Raw genomic sequence first — 21,553 nt, 5'->3', positions numbered from 1 at the left:
GGTGGCGCCCCCGGGCCGGTCAGCCGGTGAGGGCGCGGGCGAGCGCGTAGCCGGCGGTGGCGGCGGCGAACCCGGCGGCGAGGCTGGCCGTGACGTTGAGCAGCGCGGCCAGCCGGCGGCCACCGCGCGCCAGCCGCACCGTCTCGTAGCTCAGCGTGGACCAGGTGGTCAGGGCGCCGCAGAAGCCGGTGCCCACCAGCGCGCCCACCGCCGGGTCGGTCGGCAGTGCGGTGACCACCCCGAGCAGCAACGACCCGGCCACGTTGACCGTGAGCGTGCCCCACGGGAAGGCCGAGCCGAGGCGGGCCTGCACGGCCCGGTCGGTGAGGTAGCGCAGCGGGGCGCCGACGGCCGCGCCGAGCGCGACGAGCAGGGCGGTCACCGGCGGCCCCGCAGCCACCGGTCGGTCGCGGCGTCCCCGGCCCAGACCGCGAGCAGCGCCCCGACCAGCGTGGCGGCCAGGTACGCCAGGGCGGTGGCCGGGGCGCCGGCCAGCAGCGCCCGGTGCACGTCCACCGCGTAGGTGGAGAAGGTGGTGTAGCCGCCGAGCACTCCCACCCCGAGGAACGGCCGGGCCAGCGGCCGTCCGCCGCCGGACCGGCCGAGCACGGCCATCAGCACGCCGATCAGCAGGCAGCCGCTGAGGTTGACCCCGAAGGTCGCCCAGGGGAAGCCGTCCGGGTGGTGCCGGAACGCCGCCTGGAGGCCGGCGCGGGCCAGCGCGCCGAGCACGCCCCCGGCGGAGACGGCGCCGAGGACCGCCGCCGGGTGCGCGGCCAGTTCGCCCCGGTCACCGGGTACCCGCAGGTCGACGTCGGGATCGATCCGCGGCGGCTCGGCCGGACCGGTCACGTCTCCTCCCCAGCCGCGGGTGCCGCCGAGCGGCCGTCCGGCGGCGGGCGCCAGCATAACGCCCGGCGTGCCGGCCCCGGGCCGGTCTCCGGCCGGTCCCGCCGGGTCACCGCCCGGGGCGAACCGGCTCCACGCGCCGTGCCGCCCCCGCTCGGCCTCCCGCGCCGGCCCTGGCGGCCCCCGGCCGGCCCGCCGTGTCGCGACGCGGCGGGCCGCCACCAGCCCCCGCCCGCCGTGTCGCGATCTCGGGGTTCCGCCATAGCGCCCCGTGCCGTCCCCGGGCGGGGCGGCGGGCGTGCCGGAGGTCAGCGCACGGCCGCCACGGCGGCGTCGGTGCCGCCGCGCCAGAGCGTGCCGACCTCGGTGAAGCCGGCGTCGGTCAGCGCGGCCAGGTGCCAGGAGACCGGCGGGTTCCACTCCGGGCTGTGCCCGGACGGGTAGATCTCCCGGCGCCGGGCGACCAGCGGGGCGAGCGTCGGGTCGGCCGCCGCCCGGTCCCACCAGTCCGACCAGGACAGTACGGCGCCGGCGGCGTACCGGGCGTCGCGGCGGTCCCGGGCGCGGTCCAGCAGGCGCTTGCTGAGCTGCGGCAGGCCGTCGTCGGGCATGTGGTCGGCGTTGAGCAGGATGCCGCCCGGGCGCAGCAGGTCGCGGACCTCGGCGTAGAGCTTGGCCAGCCGGTCGCCCGGCAGCCAGTGCAGGGCGGTGGCGGTGAGCACCGCGTCGTACTCCCGGTGCGGCAGCGCGGCGGACCAGTCGGGTCGGTTGAGGTCGGCGGTCACCACGGTGACCCGGTCGCCGTGGGTGGCGCGGGCGATGGCGAGCAGCGCCGGGTCCAGGTCGAGCAGGGTCACCTCGGCGTCGGGGAAGCGGCGCAGCGCGCGCTGGGAGATGGTGCCGGTGCCGCCGGCCAGGTCGAGCAGGCGGGGCCGCTCGCCGTCGAGGACCGCGTCGACCGCGTCGAGCATGGCGGCGAACCGGTGCTCCCGGTCCGGCAGGTACGCCTCCTGCTGGCGGTCCCAGCTCTCCTGCCAGGCCGCCGCGTTAGTGATGTAAGGACTCATGGCGAGGAGGCTAGTTACCTGCGGGAGTCGGTGTCCAGCCCTTGTTGCAATATTTTGGCAATAGCGAAGGAGCGGCAGGGAGGGGTCGGGATCGCCGTTCCGGCCCGACCCCGCCCTCGGCGGCGCGGTGTCCGAGCGCCGGCGCTCATCCCGTGGCGGCAACCAGATCCGGCTCGGTGGCCGGCTGGTCGGGGCGCCGGCGGGCCAGGCGCAGCGCCGCCAGCAGCACGCCGAGGCCGGCCAGGGTGACCGCGGCCCCCGCCCAGATCGGGGCGGTGTAGCCGAGCCCCGCCGAGATGGTCAGCCCGCCGACCCAGGCGCCCAGGGCGTTGCCGACGTTGAAGGCCGCGATGTTCGCTCCGGACGCCAACGTCGGGGCCCGGTGGGCGTACCGCATGATCCGCATCTGCAGCGGAGGCACGGTGGCGAAGCCGAAGCCCCCCATCAGCAGCAGGGACGCGATGGTGAGCGGCCGGCTGCCGGCGGTCAGGGCGAAGCCGGTGAGCACCACGCTCAGCGCCGCCAGGACGGTGACCAGGGTGCGGTCCAGCGACCGGTCGGCCGCCCGCCCGCCGAGCAGGTTGCCGGCGAAGAGGCCGACCCCGAAGAGCACGAGCAGCCACGGCACGGTGCCGGTGGCGAAGCCGCTGACCTCGGTGAGGGTGTACGCGATGTAGGTGAAGGCGCCGAACATGCCGCCGAAGCCCAGGATCGTGACCACCAGCGACAGCCACACCTGCGGGTGGGTGAAGGAGTGCAGTTCGCCGCGGAGCCCGCCGGCCGGAGCGGTGTCGCCGGCCGTCCGGCCCGGGATGAGCAGGGCCAGGCCGATCAGCGCCAGTACGCCGATGCCGGTGATCGCCCAGAACGTGGACCGCCAGCCGAAGTGCTGGCCGAGGAAGGTGCCGAACGGTACGCCGAGCACGTTGGCGGTGGTCAGTCCGGCGAACATCAGTGCGATGGCGCCCGCTCGGCGGGCCGGCGCGACCAGCCCGGCGGCGACCACGGCGCCGATGCCGAAGAACGCGCCGTGGCAGAGCGCGGCGACGATCCGGCCGGCCAGCATCACGCCGTAGCCGTCGGCCACCGCGGAGAGCAGGTTGCCCACGATGAAGAGCACCATCAGGCCGAGCAGCACCTGCTTGCGGGGCAGCCGGGTGACCGCCGCGGTCAGCGCCACCCCACCGACCGCGACGCTCAGCGCGTAACCGGAGATCAGCCAGCCGGCGACCGGCTCGGTGACCGCGAAGTCGGCGGCGACCTGGGGGAGCAGACCCATGATCACGAATTCGGTGAGGCCGATGCCGAAGGCGCCGACGGCCAGCGCGAGCAGGCCGGCGGGCAGGGACCGGGTGCGTGGGGACATGGTCATCCGTTTCCGGGAAGGGGACAGGTAGGGAGCGCATGCAACTACACGCGGCAGCAACGAAATAGTTGCACGCGCCTGCTATCAGCGCAAGCGTGCTAAGCTCGACGTCGACCAGGAGTCCGAGGGGGCACGGATGGGCATCGGCGACGACGCGGTCGAGATCCGCGCGCAGGGTTGGCGCACCCTCGCCGCGCTGCACGGCCTCATCGAGGCGTCCCTCGAGCGCGCCCTGCAGGCCGGGCACGACCTCTCGGTGGTGGAGTACACGGTGCTCGACGCGCTCTCCCGGCAGGACGGCTGGCACATGCGGATGCGCCAGCTGGCCCGCGCCGCGGCGCTCTCCGACAGCGCGACCACCCGGCTGGTCACCCGGCTGGAGGAGCGCGGTCTGCTGACCCGGGTGCTCTGCGCGGACGACCGGCGTGGCATCTACACCGAACTCACCCCGGCCGGCTCCGAACTGCTCGACCAGGCCCGGCCCACCCACGACCGGGTGCTCGCGCAGGCGCTGGCCGACGCGGAGGCCACCCCGGAACTGGCCCCGCTGGTCGACGCCCTGCACCGGTTGCCGGCACCCCGGTGACCCGCGGTCGCGCGGCCGTACCACCCGGGCCGCGGGGCCGCCGTTCCGCGACCCGAGGTCGCCGAAGGCGTACGCGTTCGCGCTGGGCGACCGGGGCGCTGTTCCCGTTTCCCCGGGTCGGCCGGTTCGTCCTCCCTGCTGCGGGAACGTGAGCGGGACCCGGAGAACCCGTGACCGGTGGGCCACCTCACCCCCGTGGCCCGTTGACCTCAACCCCGCTTCACCTTCGAAGCTGGTCGCAGTGGACGAGCGACGGGGAGGGTGACATGCGGGTGGTCGAGGTGACCGCGTTCGGGGGGCCGGAGGTGTTGACGCTGGCCGAGGCGCCGGAGCCGGTGCCCGGTCCCGGCGAGGTGGTCGTGGAGGTGGCCGCCGCCGACGTGCTCTGGGTGGAGACGATGATCCGGCGCGGCGAGGGCGGGGCGTACTTCCCGGTGCGGCCGCCGTACCGGCCGGGGGTGGGGGTGGCCGGCACGGTCGGCGCGGTCGGCGCGGGGGTCGACGCGGGCTGGTCCGGCCGCCGGGTGGTCACCCGCACCGACGAGCGCGGCGGCTACCTGGAACGGGCCGTGGTGCCGGTCGACGGCGTGCTGCCGGTGCCGGACGCCGTCCCGCTCACCGACGCGGCCGCCCTGCTGCACGACGGGGTGACCGCGTTCGGGCTGCTCGACCTGGTGCCGGTCGGAGCCGGCGACCGGGTGCTGGTCACCGCCGCCGCCGGCGGCCTCGGCGCGATCCTGGTGCAGGAGGTACGGGCCACCGGCGGGATCGTCGTCGCGGCGGCCCGCGGCCCGGCGAAGCTGGACGCGCTGCGCCGGCTCGGCGCGGACGTGGTGGTCGACTACGACGAGCCGGGCTGGACCGACCGGGTGCGCGCCGCCGCCGGGGAGGTGGACGTGGTCTTCGACGGCGCCGGTGGCGACTACGGTCGGGCCGCCTTCGACCTGGTGCGCGCCGGCGGGCGGTTCTCCGCGCACGGCACCCCGGCCGGGGCGTTCGCGGTCCCCGACCCCGAGGTCGCCCGGGCCCGGCGGATCGCCGTCACCGGCATCGCCGACGTGCAGTTCACGCCGGAGCAGGCCCGCCGGCACCTGCGGGCCGCGCTCGACGCGGCGGCGGCCGGGCGGATCGCGCCCCTGATCGGGCGGACCTTCCCGCTGGAGCGGGCCGCCGACGCGCACCGGGCCGTCGAGGGTCGGGCGGTGGTCGGCAAGGCGCTGCTGACCGTCTGAGCACCGGCCGGGCGGGCGCCACCCGGCGGTGGTGCCCGCCCGGCGGCGGGCGTACGGTACCCGGATCGGCGGGCGCGTGACCTCCCGGCGCCGGGGCGCGGTGACCGCGCGGGCGTGGCCGACCCGGGGAGGCCACCCGGCCCGCCGGCCGCGCCAGGAGCCACCCAGGAGGTAGCGATGCAGGACCGGACCCCGCGCCCGGAGGAGCTGGAACCGATCGAGCGGGCCGGCGTCGACGAGCTGCGGGCCCTGCAACTTGCGCGGCTGCGCTGGTCGCTGCGGCACGCGTACGAGCACGTGCCGCACTACCGGCGCGCGTTCGAGGCCGCCGGGGTGCACCCCGACGACTGTCGGGAGCTGGCCGACCTGGCCCGCTTCCCGCTCACCGGCAAGGCCGAGCTGCGGGAGAACTACCCGTTCGGCATGTTCGCCGTGCCCCGCGAGCGGATCGCCCGGCTGCACGCCTCCTCGGGCACCACCGGTCGGCCCACCGTGGTCGGCTACACCGCGGCCGACCTGAAGACCTGGGCCCGGTTGATGGCCCGCTCGATCCGCGCCTCCGGCGGCCGCCCCGGCGACCGGGTGCACGTCGCGTACGGCTACGGGCTGTTCACCGGCGGGCTCGGCGCGCACTACGGCGCCGAGGAACTGGGCTGCACGGTCATCCCGGTCTCCGGCGGGATGACCGAACGGCAGGTGATGCTGATCCGCGACTTCGCGCCCGAGGTCATCATGGTCACCCCCAGCTACATGCTGGCCATCGTCGACGAGATGGAGCGGCAGGGCGTCGACCCTCGCGGCACCTCGCTGCGGGTGGGCATCTTCGGCGCCGAGCCGTGGACCGAGGACATGCGCCGGGAGATGGAGCAGCGGCTCGACATGCACGCGGTCGACATCTACGGCCTCTCCGAGGTGATGGGTCCCGGCGTGGCCAACGAGTGCGTGGAGACCAAGGACGGCCTGCACCTCTGGGAGGACCACTTCTACCCGGAGATCATCGACCCGGTGACCGGCGAGGTGCTGCCCGACGGGGAGCGGGGCGAGCTGGTGCTCACCTCGCTGACCAAGGAGGCCATGCCGGTGGTCCGCTACCGCACCCGGGACCTCACCCGGCTGCTGCCGGGCACCGCCCGGCCGATGCGCCGGATCGAGAAGATCACCGGACGGACCGACGACATGATGATCGTGCGCGGGGTGAACGTCTTCCCGACCCAGATCGAGGAGCTGATCCTGCGTACCCCGCAGCTGTCGCCGCACTTCCAGTGCGTCCTGGACCGGCAGGGGCGGATGGACACGCTGACCATACGGGTCGAGCGGCGCGCCGGGGTGACCGTCGACGCCGCCGAGCGGGCCGGCGCGGAACTGGTCGACCTGGTCAAGAACACCATCGGGGTGAGCGTGGCGGTCGACGTGATCGCGCCGGACGGCGTGGAGCGGTCGATGGGCAAGATGCGCCGGATCGTCGACCAGCGGCGGGCGGGCTGACGTGGGCGAGGCACGCAACGCCGCGTACGACATGTTCGACGCCGACGCGGCCTCCCGGAGTCTCGGCATCGAGCTGGTCCGCGCCGCCGACGGGACGGCCGAGGCCCGGATGCGGGTGACCGGCGCGATGGTCAACGGGCACGCCATCGCCCACGGCGGCTACGTCTTCCTGCTCGCCGACACCGCCTTCGCGCTGGCCTGCAACAGCCACGGGCCGGTCACCGTCGCCGCCGGCGGTGAGATCACCTTCGTCCGGCCGGCCCGGGAGGGGGACCTGCTGGTCGCCCGGGCCACCGAGCGGACCCGGTACGGCCGCAGCGGCATCTACGACGTCACGGTGTCCCGCGAGGACGGCGAGGTGGTGGCCGAGTTCCGCGGCCGCAGCCGCACCGTCAACGGCCAGCCGGGCTGACCCGCGGCCGGATCGGCCGGCCCGGGCAGCGGCGGCCGGCCGCGCGTGGCGCGGGCGATCCCGTCGGGGGTCTCGGGCACGATGGGCCGATGCGACACATCGTCCTCTTCCACTCGGTGTACGGGCTGCGGCCGGCCGTGCTGCGCGCCGCCGAGCGGCTGCGCGCCGCCGGGCACGAGGTCGTCACCCCCGACCTGTACGGCGTGCCGGCCGTCGACACGGTGGCCGACGGCTTCGCCCTCTTCGACAGGATCGGCCGGGAGGTGGTGCTCGACCGGGCCCGGACGGCGCTGCGCGACGCGCCGGCCGACGCCGTGCTCGCCGGCTTCTCGATGGGCGCCGGGGTGGCCGGCGCGATGCTCGCGGAGCGTCCCGACACGGCCAGGTTGCTGCTGTTGCACGGCACCGGCGGCGCGCCGGAGGCGGTCCGCCCCGGCCTGCGGGTGCAGTTGCACCTGGCCGACCCGGACGAGTACGAACCGCAGGACGAGGTGGACGAGTGGCAGCGGGCGATGACCGCGGCCGGCGCCACCGTCGACGTCCACCGCTACCCGGGCGCCGGGCACCTGTTCACCGACCCGGACGTGCCCGACCACGACCCGCGGGCCGCCGAGCGGCTCTGGGACCGCAGCCGCGACTTCCTCGCCGGCTAGGGATCGGCGGCGGCCGGCCGGCGGTGCCGGGTTCGGCGCCACGCCGGCCGCACTCGGCATCCGGCCGCCCGGTCATCCTTCGCCGGCCGCCGAACGGTCCGCGCCCTAGCGTCCCGCCCATGAACACAGCCACGGACAGTTCCCCGACCACCGGCGTGACGACCGAGCACGTGCCGATCACCCCGAGCATCCTGTACTTCGGCACCCCGGTCGTGCTGCTGTCGACGGAGAACGAGGACGGCTCGGTCAACCTGGCGCCGATGTCGTCGGCCTGGGCGCTCGGCCAGGTGGTCGTCCTGGGCCTGGGCCGGGCCGGGCAGACGGGCCGCAACCTGCGGCACCGGCCCGACCTGGTGGTGAACCTCCCCGGTCCCGCCCTGTGGCCGGCGGTGGAGCGGCTGGCCCCGCTGACCGGACGGCGCGACGTGCCCGAGCACAAGCGGGACGCCTTCCGCTTCGAGCCGGACAAGTTCGCCGCCGCCGGCCTGCGTCCCGTCCCGTCCGACCTGGTCACGCCGCCCCGGGTCGCCGAATGCCCGCTGCACCTGGAGGCCCGCGCGACCCGGGTACGCCCCGACGCCGCCGGAGACTTCCTCGTCGTCGAGGCCGAGGTGCTCAAGGTCCACGCGGATCCGCGCGTCGTGGTGCCCGGCACGCAGCACGTCGACCCGTCCCGGTGGAGCCCGCTGATCTACAACTTCCGCCACTACTTCGGCCTGGGCGACGAACTCGGCCACAGCTTCCGCTCCCAGACCCCACGCCCGCGCCCGGGAAGCGGGACGCCGCCCGGGTGAACCGGGGGGCAGCCACGCCGGCGCGGGCCGGGGGCGGCGGTCAGCCGAGGCGGGCCAGCTCGTCGGGGGAGAGCCGCAGCGCGCCGGCGGCGACGTTCTGCGCCAGGTGCTCCGGGTCGCCGGTGCCGGGGATGGCCAGCACGTGCGGGCCCTGGTGCAGCGTCCAGGCCAGCCGCACCTGGTGCGGGGTCGCCCCGTGCGCGTCGGCGATCTCTCGCACGGCCGCGTCGTGCTCGGCGGACGCGCCGGCCTCGCGGCCCGCCCCGGCCAGCGCGAAGAAGGGCACGAACGCCACGCCCCGCTCGCCGCAGACCCGCAGCAGCTCGTCCGAGGTCCGGTGGGCGTCGACGGCGTACGCGTTCTGCACGCACACCACCGGCGCGATCGCCTGCGCCTCGTCGAGGTGGTCGACCCGGACGTTGGACAGCCCCAGGTGCCGGATCAGCCCGGCGTCCCGCAGCTCGGCGAGGGCGGCGAAGCGCTCCGCCACCGAGTCGTCGCCGGGCCGGCGCACGATCCGCAGGTTCACCACGTCGAGGTGGTCGCGGCCCAGCCGGCGCAGGTTCTCCTCGACCTGCCGGCGCAGGTCGGCGGGGCCGGTCAGTTCACCGCTCCACGCCGTGGTGCGGTAGTCCGGGCCGACCTTGGTGGCGATGACCAGGTCGTCGGGGTAGGGGTGCAGGGCCGCGCGGATCAGTTCGGTGGCGTACCGGACGGGACCGGTGCCCACCCGCAGCGGCCCGCCCGGAGAGAAGTAGAAGGCGGCGGTGTCGATGTGGTTGACGCCCAGCTCGAACGCGCGTCGCAGGACGCGGATGGCCAGCTCCCGGTCCGGGTTCGCGGTGAGTCGCATCGAGCCGAACCCCATCCGGTGCACGGTGCGGTCGCCCAGTGTCCAGCTGCCCGCGGCGGCCGCGGTGATCTCGTCGGTAGGCATCGGGCGAACCTAACCAACGGCACTGACCTGCGCACTCGGCCGCGCACCCGATACCGCCCGGGGGTGTCGACTGATAGCTTGGATCGTGGGGGAGAACCGGCCACCCGGGCCGCCGTCAGGCGGCCGCCCGGGTCGGCGCCCGCACCCACGGTGCGCGCCCGTGCCCGGCCCCCGCCGGATCGGATCGACCCGATCCGCCCTCCCCGAACGCGGCGGCACCCCGCCGCAACCGCCCGCCGACGCCGGCTGCCGTGCCGGGGCCCGCTGCCAGCGCGGGGCCGCCGGGGTCGCCGCCGGCGCGGGGTGGCGGGGCCGGTGGTGCCGGCGATCGCAGTGGCACCACCGTCCGGCGCGGCGGCCGGATCAGGGGCGACGCGTGGTGCCGGTCCCGCTTGCCGACGGGACGAACGGGGCCCGGCGTGGACGCGGTGCGGGCGGCGCCGGCGGGCGGGACAGCGGTCCTCATGCGCGTGGTTGCGGCGGGTGCCGCTGCGCCAGCTCGCCGGCGCAGCGTGGCCAGGTTCGGCGCGGTGGGTGCCGGTGTGCCGGCCGGTCGGCGCGGCGTGGCCGGGTCCGGTACGGCGTGCACCGGCGCGCTGCGAGGGCGGCGGTCGGTGCCCGGCCCGGGTGCGGGGCGTGCGGGTGTGCCGGCGGGTCGGCGGACCGGCTGGGCGGCGGGGACCGGCGCCGGCCCGGGGTGGCGCGGCCCGGCGGCACGCCGGGCGAACTCGGCGCGCACCGCCCGGGGCAGCCGGGCGTACGCGACCTGGCGCACCACCACCTCGGCGACGGTGTAGCCGCCGGCCGGCCCGCTGGTCAGCAGGCCGAGGGCGACCAGCGACCGCAGCACCGGCCGGGCCCGCCCCGGCGTCCAGCCGAGCAGCCGGTCCACCGTCGGCGCCGGGCAGTCCGTCGCCCGGCTGGCCACGGCCATCAGCGCCGCCCGCTGGTCGCCGTCGAGCCGGTCCAGCCGCGCGTCGACGGCCCGGCGGACCGGTTCGGGCACCGGCAGTTCCGCCGCGTTGTCCGCCCCCTCGACCAGCGACCGGACGTACGCCGCCGCGTGGCCGGGGCTGCCCCCGACCAGGGGGAGCAGCCGGTCCACCAGCGCGACCGGCCGGCCGGCCCGGCGGAGCAGGTGGCGCAGCAGCCGGCCGCTGTCCACCGCGCCGAGCGGCCGCAGCTCGACCAACACCGCCGGCCGCGGCAGCGGCTCCGCCCACTGCGGACGGTGGGCGGTGACCACCGCCAGGGGCAGCCGGCGCTCGGTGGCCGCGGCGAGCAGCGCCCGCAGGAAGTCGGCCACCTCGGGCGCGGCCCGGTCCACGTCGTCCACCGCCACCACCACCGGCTGCCGGGCGGCCAGCGCCAGCAGCGCCTCCCGCCAGAGCGCCGCCGCCTCGGCCGCGTCGCCGGCATCGGGCCGGGCCAGCAGGCGGGCCAGCGTGGACACGCTCGCCGGCAGGCGCTCGGGCGGCACCAGGCCGGCGAGGGCGGCGGCGAGCCGCCGGCGTACCCGGGCGGGCGGGTCGGTGGCGCGCAGGCCGGTGTGGCCGCGGACCAGTTCCGCGACCGGCGCCAGCGGGTGGTCCGGGTACGGCGGGCAGTGCGCCAGGCACCAGCGGACCGGCACCTCGTCGACCGAGGCGACGGACCGGCTCAGCTCGGACAGCAGCCGGCTGCGCCCGCTGCCGGCCGGGCCGACCAGCGACACCCAGCGCGGGCGGCGGTCGCGTACCGCCCGGACGAGCTGGTCCCGGGCGGCGGCGACCTCCCGACGGCGGCCGAGGAACGGGCCGTCGTGCCGCACCGGCGCCGGCCGCACCAGCGCGGTGGCGTGCCAGACGTCGACCGGCGACGCCTTGCCGGCCAGCGCCACCGGCGGGATCCGGCACTGCTCGACCAGGCCGGCGGTGGCCCGGTGGGTGGCCGCGCAGAGCGCCACCCCGCCCGGCGGGGCGTACCCCTGGAGCCGGGCCGCGGTGGTGATCACCGCGCCGCTGGCCGCGCCGTGCCCGCCGTCGCGGGCGCCGGCCAGGTCCACCACCGCCTCGCCGGTCGCCACCCCGATCCGCACCCGCAGCCGCGGCCCACCGGCCAGCGCCCGCCGATCCAGGGCCCGCTGCATCTCCAGCCCGGCCCGCACCGCCCGGTACGCGTCGAAGCCGTCGGAGTCGCGGGCGCCGAAGAGCGCCATGACGGCGTCACCGATGTACTTCTCGACCACCCCGTGCCAGCGCCGCAGCACCTCGCCGACGGTGTCGAAGTAGGACCGTTGCAGGGCCCGGACGTCCTCCGGGTCCAGCCGGTCGACCAGCGCGGTGGATCCGACGATGTCGACGAACAGTACGGTGACCATCCGGCGCTCCTCGGGCACCGGCCAGCGTGCGGACCCGGCCGGCGTCGCTGCGGCGATGGTGGTGGGCACTGGACACCGCCTCTCTCCCCCCGTTCCTGCCTGATGACCTTCGGAGACTGTCACCACCGGGCCGACGGGGGATCGGCAGAACGACGTATGTCGGCCGTGCACAGCCTTTGGTCGCGATGTCGACGCGAGGAGTACCACACCCGCGTCCCGGCCGTAGAACGGTGCGGGGACCTGTGACTAGGCTGCGTGCCATGGCCAGCGATGTGGACACCGCACCGCTCGTCGGCCGGGCCGACCTGCTGACGGCGGTGCGGTCGGCGTTGCTCGACGACGTGGCGCCGGGGCACACCGCCGCGGTCTTCCTCACCGGTGAGAGCGGCGTGGGCAAGACCCGGCTGCTGCGCGAGGTGGGCGCCCGGCTGCGCGACGCCGGCGCCCTGGTGCTCACCGGTTCCTGTCTGGACATCGGCGACGCCTCGCCGCTGCACCCGCTGCTGCAGGCGCTGCGCCGCTTCGACGCCGAGCTGACCGCCGCGCACGCCCGTACCTCGCTGGCGGTACGCGGGCTGCTGCAGACCTTCGCCGACGAGACGGACGGCGCCGGCGCGCTGCTGGAGCGGGTCTCCCGGGGGCTGCACCTGATCGCCGAGGGGCGGCCGCTGGTGCTCGTCCTCGACGACCTGCAGTGGGTCGACCGGAGCACCCGTCAGCTGCTGCTCTACCTGCTGGCCGGGCTCGGCGATCTCCAGCTGTCGGTGCTGGCCGCGGTGCGGGCCGAGTCGTTGCAGGGCGCGCACCCGCTGCGCCGGGTGCTCACCGAGCTGCGCCGGCTGCGGTCGGTGCGGGTGCTCGACCTGGCCCCGCTGGACCGCCCCGACACCGAGCGGCTCGCCGCCGCCGTGGTCGGCCGGCCGCTGGCCCCCGAGGCGGCGGAGCAGATCTGGCGGCGCAGCGGCGGCAACCCGTTCGTCATCGAGGAACTGGCCCGCGACCTGCGCGACGGGCGGGACGGGCTCTCCGACACGCTGCGCGAGATCTTCCTCGCCCGGGTGGACGCGCTGCCCCAGCCCGCGCACGCCGTGGTGCACGCGGTCGCCGCCGGCGTGGAACCGGTCGAGCACTGGCTGCTGGCCCGGGTGGTCCGGCAGCCCGAGGACGAGTTGATCGAGGCGGTTCGCGCGGCGGTCGCCCACCGGCTGCTGGTCGGCGCGGACGACGGTTACCGGCTGCGGCACCGGCTCGTCGCCGAGGTGCTGGAGCACGAGTTGCTGCCGGCCGAGCGGGCCGCGTTGCACCGCCGCTACGCCGAGGCGCTCACCGCGGCGCCGGCCGAGCTGCACCAGGCCCGGCTGGCGCACCACTGGCGGCTGGCCGGCGAACCGGCGCGGGCGTTGCCGGCCGCGGTGGCCGCCGCCGAGGAGGCCGAACGGCTGCACGGCTACGCCGAGGCGCACCGGCACTGGTCGGTGGCGTTGCAGCTGGCCGACACCCCGGCTGGCGGGCCGGTGGCGGTGGACCGGGCCACCCTGCTCGAACACGCCGCCGAGGCGGCCCACCACTGCGGCGAGCACGCCCGGGCGCTGGCGCTGCTGGAGGAGCTGGTGGCCGCCGACGCCGGCGGATCCGCCTGCGCGCGGCACATCCGGCGGGCCCGCTACCTGGCCGCCGCCGGCCGTTCCGCCCCGGCCGAGGCCGAGTACCAGAAGGTGCTGGAGGCCGCCGACTGCACGCCCCGGGAGCGGGCCACCGCCGCCGCCCACCTGGCCGAGCTGCTGCTGCACCTGGGCCGGTACGCCGACGCCGGCCGGCGCGCCCGGGAGGCGCTGCGGCTGGCCGCGCGGGTGGAGGGCTCCACCTCCGAGGTGGTGCTGGCCAGCGCGGCGCTCGGCTTCTCCGAGGCGTACCTGGAGGATCCGGACGCCGGGCTGGCGGTGATGCGCGAGGCGCTGGAGACCGCCGAGCGGGCCGGCCGGCCGGAGGACGTGGCCTGCGCGTACCTGCACCTGGCGGAGCTGCTCACCGGGCCGCTGAACGTCCTGGAGGAGGGCGTGGTGGTGGCCCGCCGGGGCGCCGAGCGGGTGGCCGAGCTGGGGCTCGGCCGCACGTACGAGACGCGGCTGCTGGCCATCGCCACCAACGGGCTGTTCCGGGTCGGCCAGTGGGCCGAGGCGGAGAAGGTGGTCGCGGCGGCGCTGCGCCACCGCCCGTCCGGGGCCGACGCGGTGGAGCTGCTGCTGGCCCGGTGCCGCCTCTCCGTCGGCTACGGCGACATCGAGGCCGCCGACCGGGACCTCGACTCGGTGGCGACGGTGCTCGCCGGCGGCGGCGCCCGGCACGTGATCCCGCTGCTCACCCTGCGCGCCGGGCTGTCGATGTGGCAGGGCCGGCACGACCTGGCCCGGCAGGCGGTGCAGCGCGGGCTCACCGAGAGCCGCTCCGACGACGTGGGCATCCTCGCCGCGCTGGTCTGGCACGGCCTGCGGGCCGAGGCCGAGGCGCACGCCAGCCGTACCGTGGCGGTCGACCAGACAGCGGTCCGCCGGCTGCGCGAGGTCGCCGAGCGGGTGGCCCGCAAGAGCGAGCACGCCGCCCGCCCGGTCCGCGACGTGGTCGACGGCTTCCTGGCGCTCTGCGCCGCCGAGGTGAGCCGGCTCGACGGCAACGATCCGGAGCTGTGGGCCCGGTCGGTGGCCGAGTGGGACCGGCGCAACCACCCCTATCCGGCCGCCTACTCGCGGCTGCGGCAGGCCGAGGCGCTGCTGGCCCGGCGCAGCCGCAGCGCCACCGCTGGCAAGCTGCTGCAACAGGCGTACCAGGTGGCCCAGGGGCTCGGCGCGGTGCCGTTGACCTCGGAGATCCGTACCCTGGCCGGCCGGGCCCGGGTGCGCCTGGAGGAGCACGGCGCGGTCGGCGACGCCGGCGCGGCCGCCGGTCCGGACGGCGACGAGCTGGCGGTGCTGACCGCCCGGGAGCGCGAGGTGCTCGCCGCCGTGGCCGAGGGGTTGACCAACAAGGAGATCGGGCAGCGGCTGTTCATCAGCGAGCGGACCATCGGCGTGCACGTGTCGCACATCTTCGACAAGCTCCAGGTCCGCACCCGGGTCCAGGCCAGCGCGATCTACCTGCGTAGCCGGTCGGCCTGACGCGCGCGGTACGGATACGTCGTTCTACTGATCCGGCGGACCGCCGCCGGCTGGAAGGCTGTGCCGTGTCACCGACGGGGTCTGGCGCGGCGAGGTGGAGGAGAAGATGACGGAACCGGTCTGGGGGCCCGTGCACCGGGACATCGTCGACCTGCTCGCCGACCATCCGGCCGACGTGCCGGCGGTGGTGGACCACCTCACCAAGCTCCAGGATCTGCTGGTGCGGCTGCCTCCGCTGGAGGAGAGCTGCCCGCTGGCCGACTTCAACAAGCTCTACCTGACCATCACCACCAGCGTGCTGGACGGTCTCTACGACGACCGGTTCGCCGACCCGGTGTTCCTGTCCCGGCTCGACGTCGAGTTCGCGGCCCGCTACTTCGACGCGTTGCGGCTCTGGACGGACTCCAGCCCCGGCTGCCCCAAGGCCTGGTCGTGCCTGTTCGAGCGGATGCGCGGCCCGGACGCCCGGCCGCTGCCCTCGGCCGCCGCCGGGGTGAACGCGCACATCAACTTCGACCTGCCGTTCGCGCTGGTCACCACGTTCGACAGCCTGGAGTCGGAGCCGGTCGACGGCACCGACCAGCACCGCGACTACCTCGAGATCAACAACATCTTCGCCGACAAGATCCCGGGGCTGCGGCGCGGCTACCTGGACCGCTGGCAACTGCTCATCGACATGCTCAACGGCGACATCGACGACTGGTACCAGGGTGAACTGATCGAGTACACCCGCGACGTCGCCTGGCGCAACGCGCAGAAGATCTGGCGCTGCCGGCACGATCCGGCGGCCCACGAGTGCGAGCGCGCGCGGCTGGACGACAACGCCGCGCTGCTCGGTCGGCTGCTGCTCTCGCCCCTGGGGGCGTTCCTGCAGTAGCCGGGACGGGGGGTCCCCGCGCTCCGCCCACGTGGGGCGCGGGGACAGGTCCGCCGGCGGGTCGCCGGCCGGCACGGGGGGACCCGGCCGGACGACCCGCGAGGGGCGGCGGACGCGGAGGCATCGCGGCCGGGCCCGGGGGGTGCCCGCCGCGACCGTGGGGGAGGGCCGGCCGGCCGGGGGGTGTCGGCCGGCCCGCACGGGGTACGCGCGGGCCATGGACGTCCAGGCCTGGCGCCGCCCCGCGGCGCGACCCCGCCCCCGACCCGACGCACCGCCCCGACCCGCCCGGCCGGGCGACGGGCGTCGCCGGGGTGGGGTCCGGTGACCCATCGGTTCGCCTTCCGGTTCGACGCGGTGTTCCGGCCGGCTCTCGCGCTGCTCGGCGTCCGGCCGGCGACCGCCTGGGTACGGGTCGACGACGCGGAGGTTCTCGTCCGGTTCGGCCCGTGGCGGCTGCGGACCGGCCGGGGCAACGTCACCGGGGTGGAGGTCGCCGGGCCGTACCGCTGGTGGCGGGCGATCGGCCCGCACGTGTCGCTCGCCGACGCCGGTGTCACGTTCGGCAGCACCTCCCGGGCCGGCGTCTGCCTGCGGTTCGCCGAACCGGTTCCGGCCCTGCTGCCCGGCGGCTGGTTGCGGCACCCGGGGGCCACGGTGACGGTCGCCGACCCGGACGGGCTGGCCCGGGCGCTGTCCGGCCCGGTGGCCCGCTGAGCCGTCCCGGTGACCCGCTGAGCCGTCCCGGCGTCCGGCCGGACCCGCCCCGGCGGGGACTCCGGCCGGCTTCGTCCGTTCCGCCCGGGCGGCGGCCGGGCACCGCCTACCGTCGGGGCAGGACGGCTGGGGGTGGGACGGGGGATGGCTGACGAGCAGCGGGGGAAGACGCGACGCCCGCGGGGCCGCCCGCAGCCGGCGTCCCGGGGCCCGGCGCCGGAGCTTCGTGCCGCACGCGACCCGACCCGGCCCGGCGATCGCGCGGGCCGTCGGGTCGACGTCCCGGAGCGGGTGGAGAACCTGGTGCGCCGGCGGGAGCCGGAGGGCCGGCTGCGCCGGTGGCTGTTCCAGCACCAGGTGCAGCCGCTCGGCCCGGAGACCACCGAGCGGCAGGCCCGGTCGCACGCCTGGTGGCAGGTGATGTGTCTGACCGGCGTGGACTACTTCTCGACGCTGTCCTACCTGCCCGGTATCGCGGCGGTGGCGGCCGGGGCGCTGTCCCCGCTGGCGACCCTGCTGATCGTGGCGCTCACCCTGTTCGGCATGCTCCCGATGTACCGGCGGGTGGCCCGGGAGAGCCCGCACGGGCAGGGCTCGGTGGCGATGCTGGAGCGGCTGCTGCCGTTCTGGCGAGGCAAGATCTTCGTCCTCGTCCTGCTCGGCTTCGTGGCCACCTCGTGGATCATCACGATCACCCTCTCCTCGGCCGACGCCACCGTGCACCTGCTGGAGAACCCGTACCTGCCGGCGGGGCTCGGCGGCCCGGTCGTGGCGGTGGCGGTGACCGTGTTCCTGCTGCTGGTGCTCGGCGGCGTGTTCCTGCTCGGGTTCCGCGAGGCGGTGGTGGTGGCGATCCCGCTGGTCGCGGTCTTCCTCGCCCTCAACGCGGTGATCGTGGCGGTCGGGGTGGCCGAGATCGTGGCGGACCCGGCCCGGCTGTCGGACTGGACCGCCGCGCTGACCGTCACCGGGGGGCCCGCCTCGGTGGCGCTGACCGCCGTGCTCGCCTTCCCGCTGCTGGTGCTGGGCCTGTCCGGCTTCGAGACCGGGGTGAGCATGATGCCGCTGGTGGCCGGCCGCGGCCCGGACCCGCAGGCGCGGCTGGCCGCCCGGATCCGCAACACCCGCAAGCTGCTCACCACCGCCGCGCTGATCATGTCGGTGTACCTGGTCGCCACCACCTTCGTCACCACTGTGTTGATTCCCGCCGAGGAGTTCGCGCCGGGCGGCGCGGCCAACGGGCGGGCGCTGGCGTTCGTCGCGCACGAGCACGTCGGCGAGGGCTTCGGCACGGTGTACGACATCAGCAGCATGCTGATCCTCTGGTTCGCCGGCGCCTCGGCGATGGCGGGCCTGATCAACATCGTGCCCCGCTACCTGCCCTCGTACGGGATGGCGCCCGAGTGGGCCCGCGCGGTGCGGCCCGTGGTGATCGTCTACACCCTGGTCTGCGTGGCCATCACGATCATCTTCCGGGCCGACGTGAACGCCCAGGCCGGCGCGTACGCCACCGGGATCCTCGCGATGATGGTCTCCGCCGCGGTGGCGGTGGCCATCTCCGCGGTCCGCCAGCACCGCCGGGGCCTGGCCACCGGCTTCACCGTGCTCGTCCTCGTGCTGCTCTACGCGCTGGTCGAGAACGTGATCGAGAAACCGGACGGGATCACCATCTCCGCCCTGTTCATCCTCGGCATCATCGCCGTCTCGCTGGTCTCCCGGGTCAGCCGCACCACCGAGCTGCGCGCCGAGCGGATCGAGTTCGACGAGCCGGCCCGGCGCTACATCCGCGAGTCGCTGGCGCACGACGGCCGGCTGCACCTGATCGCCAACAAGCGCGACAGCGGCGCGGTCAAGGAGTACACCGTCAAGGAGCGCGCGCAGCGCGGGATGAACCCGGTGCCGGGCGCGGCCGACGTGCTCTTCCTGGAGATCGACGTGGTCGACCCGTCCGGGTTCAGCCAGGTGCTGCGGGTGCACGGCGTGGAGGTCGGCGGGTTCCGGGTGCTGCGGGCCAGCAGCCCGGCCGCCCCGAACGCCATCGCGGCGATCCTGCTCGCCCTGCGCGACGCCACCGGGGTGCGGCCGCACGCGCACTTCGAGTGGTCGGAGGGGAGCCCGGTCGCCCACCTGCTGCGCTACCTGATCCTCGGTCGCGGCGACACCCCGCCGGTGGTCCGGGAGATCCTGCGCCGCTCGGAGCCCGATCCCACCCGCCGGCCCGGCATCCACGTGGGTGGTTGACCGACGGCTGGCCGCGGGCTTTCGGTCCCCCTGGGGTAGATGAAGGCGAACGGCGCTTTTATTCATGTTCGACGGACTTGTCCGTTTAACGACCGTATCGTGACCTTCGGTGGCTGCGGCGAGCCAGCCACCCCGCGCCCGTTGCGGGGCGGCCGTGTCATCCACGCACGAGAGGCAGGGAAGCGTCATGTCCACCTACCAGGGGAGCGGGCGGCCAGCACGACCCAGGCGACGATCCCGGTGGTTCTTAGCCGGCGGTGTCGTGGCGGGCAGCCTGGTGGTCGGCGCGGGGCTCACCGCAGGCGTGGCGAGCGCCGCCGACCAGCGGCCCGCCGCCGGCGACCAGGGCCGGCCCGCGCTGGTGCGCAACGGCGACACCGACCCGAACCGCGCCGGCGAGCGACCGGACGACGTGCGCAGCGGCTGGGAGCGGGCCGCCGGAGGCGACCCGCAGGAGTCGCGCCGCACCGGGGACGACCGGCAGCGGCACCGCGACGGCGGTGGCAACCGGTGGCACCGGGAACCGGTCGCGGTGCCGTGCGACTCCGCCCGGCTCATCGCGGCGCTGGTACGGGTCAACGCCGAGGGCGGCGGCACGATCCGGCTCGCGCCGGAGTGCACCTACCCGCTCACCCACGCGTTCCGCCAGCCCGACCAGTACGACGGCGGGATCCGCGACGCCCGGGAGGCCGCCGACACGGCGGAGAACCCCGGTGACGCCGAGGCGCCGCCCCGCAACCCGGCCGACGACAAGGCCGGCCTGCCGGTGATCTACCACCCGGTGACCATCGAGGGCTCCGGCGCCACCATCGTCCGGAAGACCGACGCCGAGGCGTTCCGGTTCTTCACCGTCCGCGACGGCGGGGAGTTGACGCTGCGCGACGTCGTCCTGCGCAACGGCCGGTCGGCCGCCGAGGGCGGCGCCATCCACGTCGTGCACGGCGCGTCGGCCGTCGTCGAGCGCACCACGATCACGCACAGCGTCTCGCTCTCGGCGGAGGGCGGCGGTGGCGCCATCTTCAACGACGGCAACATGGTGGTCGACGAGAGCACCTTCGTGGCGAACAACGCGGCCGGCAAGGCGGGCAAGGGCGGCGGGTTCCTCAACGGCGGCGTCCTCACCATGCACCGCTCCGAGTTCCGCGACAACAGCGCCGTCGCGTACGGCGGCGGGTTGGCCAACTACCGGGGCGCGGCCGAGGTGCAGGGCAGCACCTTCGCGCACAACACCGCCACCCACGGCGGTGGCGTGGCCAGCTTCTCGGCCCGGACCCGGGTCACGGACACCAAGGTCCTCGGCAACACCGCCCAGGTCGGTGGCGGCCTGGCCAACTCGGACGCGGTGCTGTTCCTGCGCCGCCTCACGGTGCGGGACAACACCGCCACCGGCAACGGCGGCGGGATCTCCACCTTCCAGGGGCTGGTCCCGCTCGACGACAGCGTCGTGGCCGGCAACACCGCGCGCGGCAACGGCGGCGGCCTCTACGCCGAGAAGTCCAACCTGCTGGTGCGGCAGAGCGAGGTGAGCCACAACGGCGCCGTCGGCGCCCGGTCCACCGGCGGCGGCATCTTCGCCGCCCTCGGGCAGCTCACGCTCTACCGCAGCGAGGTGATCCGCAACGGCGCGACCGGCGCGCCGGGCGGCATCCACGCCGACCGGGCGCGGGTGACGGTCGACGACGAGACCGACGTCATCGAGAACCGGCCCACCAACTGCGCGGGCTCCCGGGTGCCGGTCACCCACTGCTTCCGCTGACCGCGACCATCGGCTCCGCCCATCCGCGGCCCGCTGGGGACGATCCTCCGATCGCCCCGGCGGGCCGCCCCCGTCCGGCTCAGCCGAGCGCGCGCAGCCGACCGGCCAGCTCGGCGGCGAAGAAGTCCAGGAAGCCGTCCGGGTCCGGGCCGGCGTTCTGCAGCACGATGTGGTCGAAGCCGGCCTCGAGGTACGGCCGCACCGCCTGGACGTGCGCCTCCGGGTCGGGGCCGACGGCGAACAGCTCGCGGACGTGCCGCTCCTCCACGTACGAGCTGGCGGCGTCGAAGTTGACCGGGTTGGGCAGCTCGCTCATCACCTTCCAGCCGGTGACCATCCAGCGGCTGGTCTGCAGCACCGCCTGCACCGCCTGCCCGTCGTCGGTGGCCCAGGCCAGCGGCACCTCCGCGTACCGGGGGCCCCGCCCGCCGGCCGAGCGGTAGCGCTCGACGATCGACCCCTTCGGCTCGGTGGCGAACAGCCCGTCGCCCAGCTCGGCGGCGAGCGCGGCGGAGTCCGGGCCGCTGGCCGCCACCGCGATCACCGGCGGGGTGTCCGGCAGGTCGAAGACCCGGGCGTCCTCCAGCTGCAGGTGCTTGCCCTCGTACGACTGGTAGCCGCCCTGCCAGAGCAGCCGGATGATCTCCAGCGCCTCGCGGAGCCGCTCGTGCCGTCCGCGCACGCTCGGGAAGCCCTGCCCGACCACGTGCTCGTTGAGCCGCTCGCCGGCGCCCACGCCGAGGGTGAACCGGCCGTCGGAGATCAGGGCCAGGGTGGCGGCGGCCTGGGCGATGATCGCCGGGTGGTAGCGGACAGTGGGGCAGGTGACGCCGGTGGCCAGCCGCAGGGTGGTGGTCCGGGCGGCGATGGCGCCCAGCACGCTCCAGGCGAACGACGAGTGGCCCTGGACGTCGAGCCACGGGTGGAAGTGGTCGCTCATCTCGACGAAGTCGAAGCCGACCTGCTCGGCGCGGACCGCCTGCCGGATCATCTCCTGCGGTCCGTAGCCCTCCGCGGCGAGCTTGTAGCCGATCTGCATCCCGTGCCCCCGTCCGTACGCCGTTCGGAGC

Annotated in this window: 18 protein-coding genes; 11 read left to right on the top strand and 7 right to left on the bottom strand. The window is 75.9% G+C overall.

The features are described from left to right. Positions 1-19: 19 nt before the first annotated feature. The 4 genes from crcB to SM577_RS18510 form a co-directional block, all read right to left on the bottom strand. Positions 20-382: a fluoride efflux transporter CrcB gene (crcB, locus tag SM577_RS18525; RefSeq protein WP_474587505.1), complete on the bottom strand. Its 363-nt coding sequence runs from the start codon at positions 380-382 to the stop codon at positions 20-22. Further along, positions 379-909: a fluoride efflux transporter FluC gene (locus tag SM577_RS18520; RefSeq protein ID WP_474587504.1), complete on the bottom strand. Its 531-nt coding sequence runs from the start codon at positions 907-909 to the stop codon at positions 379-381. Before SM577_RS18520 ends, crcB begins: the two co-directional genes overlap by 4 nt. 248 nt (positions 910-1,157) lie before the next feature. Beyond that, positions 1,158-1,916 (bottom strand): class I SAM-dependent methyltransferase, encoded by a 759-nt coding sequence (locus SM577_RS18515; RefSeq protein ID WP_474587503.1) that lies wholly within the window; start codon positions 1,914-1,916, stop codon positions 1,158-1,160. 145 nt (positions 1,917-2,061) lie between these two features. Continuing rightward, complete coding sequence (locus SM577_RS18510) at positions 2,062-3,282, bottom strand: MFS transporter (protein ID WP_474580674.1); 1,221 nt, start codon at positions 3,280-3,282, stop codon at positions 2,062-2,064. 136 nt (positions 3,283-3,418) lie between these two features. Here SM577_RS18510 and SM577_RS18505 point away from each other — a divergent pair, with 136 nt between their 5' ends. The 6 genes from SM577_RS18505 (at position 3,419) to SM577_RS18480 (ending at position 8,444) form a co-directional block, all read left to right on the top strand. Then, positions 3,419-3,868 (top strand): MarR family winged helix-turn-helix transcriptional regulator, encoded by a 450-nt coding sequence (locus tag SM577_RS18505; protein WP_302922205.1) that lies wholly within the window; start codon positions 3,419-3,421, stop codon positions 3,866-3,868. Between the two features lie 266 nt (positions 3,869-4,134). Continuing rightward, entirely contained in the window at positions 4,135-5,100 is a 966-nt protein-coding gene (locus SM577_RS18500; RefSeq protein WP_474587502.1) for a zinc-binding dehydrogenase, read from the top strand. A gap of 177 nt (positions 5,101-5,277) precedes the next feature. After that, positions 5,278-6,585, top strand: a complete 1,308-nt coding sequence (paaK, locus tag SM577_RS18495) for a phenylacetate--CoA ligase PaaK (RefSeq protein WP_474587501.1) — start codon at positions 5,278-5,280, stop codon at positions 6,583-6,585. A gap of 31 nt (positions 6,586-6,616) precedes the next feature. After that, a complete protein-coding gene (gene paaI, locus SM577_RS18490) occupies positions 6,617-6,997 on the top strand; it encodes a hydroxyphenylacetyl-CoA thioesterase PaaI (protein ID WP_474580747.1) in 381 nt (126 codons plus the stop codon). 89 nt (positions 6,998-7,086) lie between these two features. Beyond that, the gene (locus SM577_RS18485; protein WP_474587500.1) at positions 7,087-7,650 is read left to right on the top strand and encodes a dienelactone hydrolase family protein; all 564 of its coding nucleotides are present in this window, start codon (positions 7,087-7,089) and stop codon (positions 7,648-7,650) included. Between the two features lie 119 nt (positions 7,651-7,769). Continuing rightward, on the top strand, positions 7,770-8,444 hold the full coding sequence (locus tag SM577_RS18480; protein WP_474580676.1) for a flavin reductase family protein: 675 nt from the start codon (positions 7,770-7,772) through the stop codon (positions 8,442-8,444). Positions 8,445-8,484: 40 nt separating this feature from the next. Here the strand turns inward: SM577_RS18480 and SM577_RS18475 are convergent, their stop codons facing one another. Together SM577_RS18475 and SM577_RS18470 are read right to left on the bottom strand one after the other, a co-directional pair. Further along, positions 8,485-9,381: an aldo/keto reductase gene (locus tag SM577_RS18475; protein ID WP_474587499.1), complete on the bottom strand. Its 897-nt coding sequence runs from the start codon at positions 9,379-9,381 to the stop codon at positions 8,485-8,487. Between the two features lie 115 nt (positions 9,382-9,496). Further along, the gene (locus SM577_RS18470; protein WP_474587498.1) at positions 9,497-11,740 is read right to left on the bottom strand and encodes an adenylate/guanylate cyclase domain-containing protein; all 2,244 of its coding nucleotides are present in this window, start codon (positions 11,738-11,740) and stop codon (positions 9,497-9,499) included. 260 nt (positions 11,741-12,000) lie between these two features. Here SM577_RS18470 and SM577_RS18465 point away from each other — a divergent pair, with 260 nt between their 5' ends. The 5 genes from SM577_RS18465 to SM577_RS18445 all read left to right on the top strand — a co-directional run bounded on the left by SM577_RS18465 (position 12,001) and on the right by SM577_RS18445 (position 20,483). Beyond that, a complete protein-coding gene (locus SM577_RS18465; protein WP_474587497.1) occupies positions 12,001-14,892 on the top strand; it encodes a helix-turn-helix transcriptional regulator in 2,892 nt (963 codons plus the stop codon). A 106-nt stretch (positions 14,893-14,998) separates the two neighbouring features. After that, on the top strand, positions 14,999-15,769 hold the full coding sequence (locus tag SM577_RS18460; protein ID WP_302922213.1) for a DUF5995 family protein: 771 nt from the start codon (positions 14,999-15,001) through the stop codon (positions 15,767-15,769). Between the two features lie 324 nt (positions 15,770-16,093). After that, entirely contained in the window at positions 16,094-16,486 is a 393-nt protein-coding gene (locus tag SM577_RS18455; RefSeq protein ID WP_302922214.1) for a hypothetical protein, read from the top strand. A 144-nt stretch (positions 16,487-16,630) separates the two neighbouring features. After that, complete coding sequence (locus SM577_RS18450) at positions 16,631-18,727, top strand: APC family permease (protein ID WP_474587496.1); 2,097 nt, start codon at positions 16,631-16,633, stop codon at positions 18,725-18,727. A gap of 187 nt (positions 18,728-18,914) precedes the next feature. Further along, a complete protein-coding gene (locus tag SM577_RS18445; RefSeq protein ID WP_302922216.1) occupies positions 18,915-20,483 on the top strand; it encodes a right-handed parallel beta-helix repeat-containing protein in 1,569 nt (522 codons plus the stop codon). Positions 20,484-20,562: 79 nt separating this feature from the next. Here SM577_RS18445 and SM577_RS18440 read toward each other — a convergent pair whose 3' ends face one another. After that, on the bottom strand, positions 20,563-21,522 hold the full coding sequence (locus SM577_RS18440; RefSeq protein WP_474587495.1) for a TIGR03557 family F420-dependent LLM class oxidoreductase: 960 nt from the start codon (positions 21,520-21,522) through the stop codon (positions 20,563-20,565). Positions 21,523-21,553: the final 31 nt, after the last annotated feature.

It is taken from the genome of Micromonospora desertarenae, from assembly GCF_056150265.1.
This window is presented reverse-complemented; position numbering and strand designations above follow the sequence as displayed.

Excerpts from the sequence above, each read along its gene's own strand:
- SM577_RS18520 (WP_474587504.1), bottom strand. The coding sequence starts at position 909 with ATGCTGGCGCCCGCCGCCGGACGGCCGCTCGGCGGCACCCGCGGCTGG.
- SM577_RS18515 (WP_474587503.1), bottom strand. The coding sequence starts at position 1,916 with ATGAGTCCTTACATCACTAACGCGGCGGCCTGGCAGGAGAGCTGGGAC.
- SM577_RS18510 (WP_474580674.1), bottom strand. The coding sequence starts at position 3,282 with ATGTCCCCACGCACCCGGTCCCTGCCCGCCGGCCTGCTCGCGCTGGCC.
- SM577_RS18505 (WP_302922205.1), top strand. The coding sequence starts at position 3,419 with ATGGGCATCGGCGACGACGCGGTCGAGATCCGCGCGCAGGGTTGGCGC.
- SM577_RS18500 (WP_474587502.1), top strand. The coding sequence starts at position 4,135 with ATGCGGGTGGTCGAGGTGACCGCGTTCGGGGGGCCGGAGGTGTTGACG.
- paaK (WP_474587501.1), top strand. The coding sequence starts at position 5,278 with ATGCAGGACCGGACCCCGCGCCCGGAGGAGCTGGAACCGATCGAGCGG.
- paaI (WP_474580747.1), top strand. The coding sequence starts at position 6,617 with ATGTTCGACGCCGACGCGGCCTCCCGGAGTCTCGGCATCGAGCTGGTC.
- SM577_RS18485 (WP_474587500.1), top strand. The coding sequence starts at position 7,087 with ATGCGACACATCGTCCTCTTCCACTCGGTGTACGGGCTGCGGCCGGCC.
- SM577_RS18480 (WP_474580676.1), top strand. The coding sequence starts at position 7,770 with ATGAACACAGCCACGGACAGTTCCCCGACCACCGGCGTGACGACCGAG.
- SM577_RS18475 (WP_474587499.1), bottom strand. The coding sequence starts at position 9,381 with ATGCCTACCGACGAGATCACCGCGGCCGCCGCGGGCAGCTGGACACTG.
- SM577_RS18470 (WP_474587498.1), bottom strand. The coding sequence starts at position 11,740 with ATGGTCACCGTACTGTTCGTCGACATCGTCGGATCCACCGCGCTGGTC.
- SM577_RS18465 (WP_474587497.1), top strand. The coding sequence starts at position 12,001 with ATGGCCAGCGATGTGGACACCGCACCGCTCGTCGGCCGGGCCGACCTG.
- SM577_RS18460 (WP_302922213.1), top strand. The coding sequence starts at position 14,999 with ATGACGGAACCGGTCTGGGGGCCCGTGCACCGGGACATCGTCGACCTG.
- SM577_RS18450 (WP_474587496.1), top strand. The coding sequence starts at position 16,631 with ATGGCTGACGAGCAGCGGGGGAAGACGCGACGCCCGCGGGGCCGCCCG.
- SM577_RS18445 (WP_302922216.1), top strand. The coding sequence starts at position 18,915 with ATGTCCACCTACCAGGGGAGCGGGCGGCCAGCACGACCCAGGCGACGA.
- SM577_RS18440 (WP_474587495.1), bottom strand. The coding sequence starts at position 21,522 with ATGCAGATCGGCTACAAGCTCGCCGCGGAGGGCTACGGACCGCAGGAG.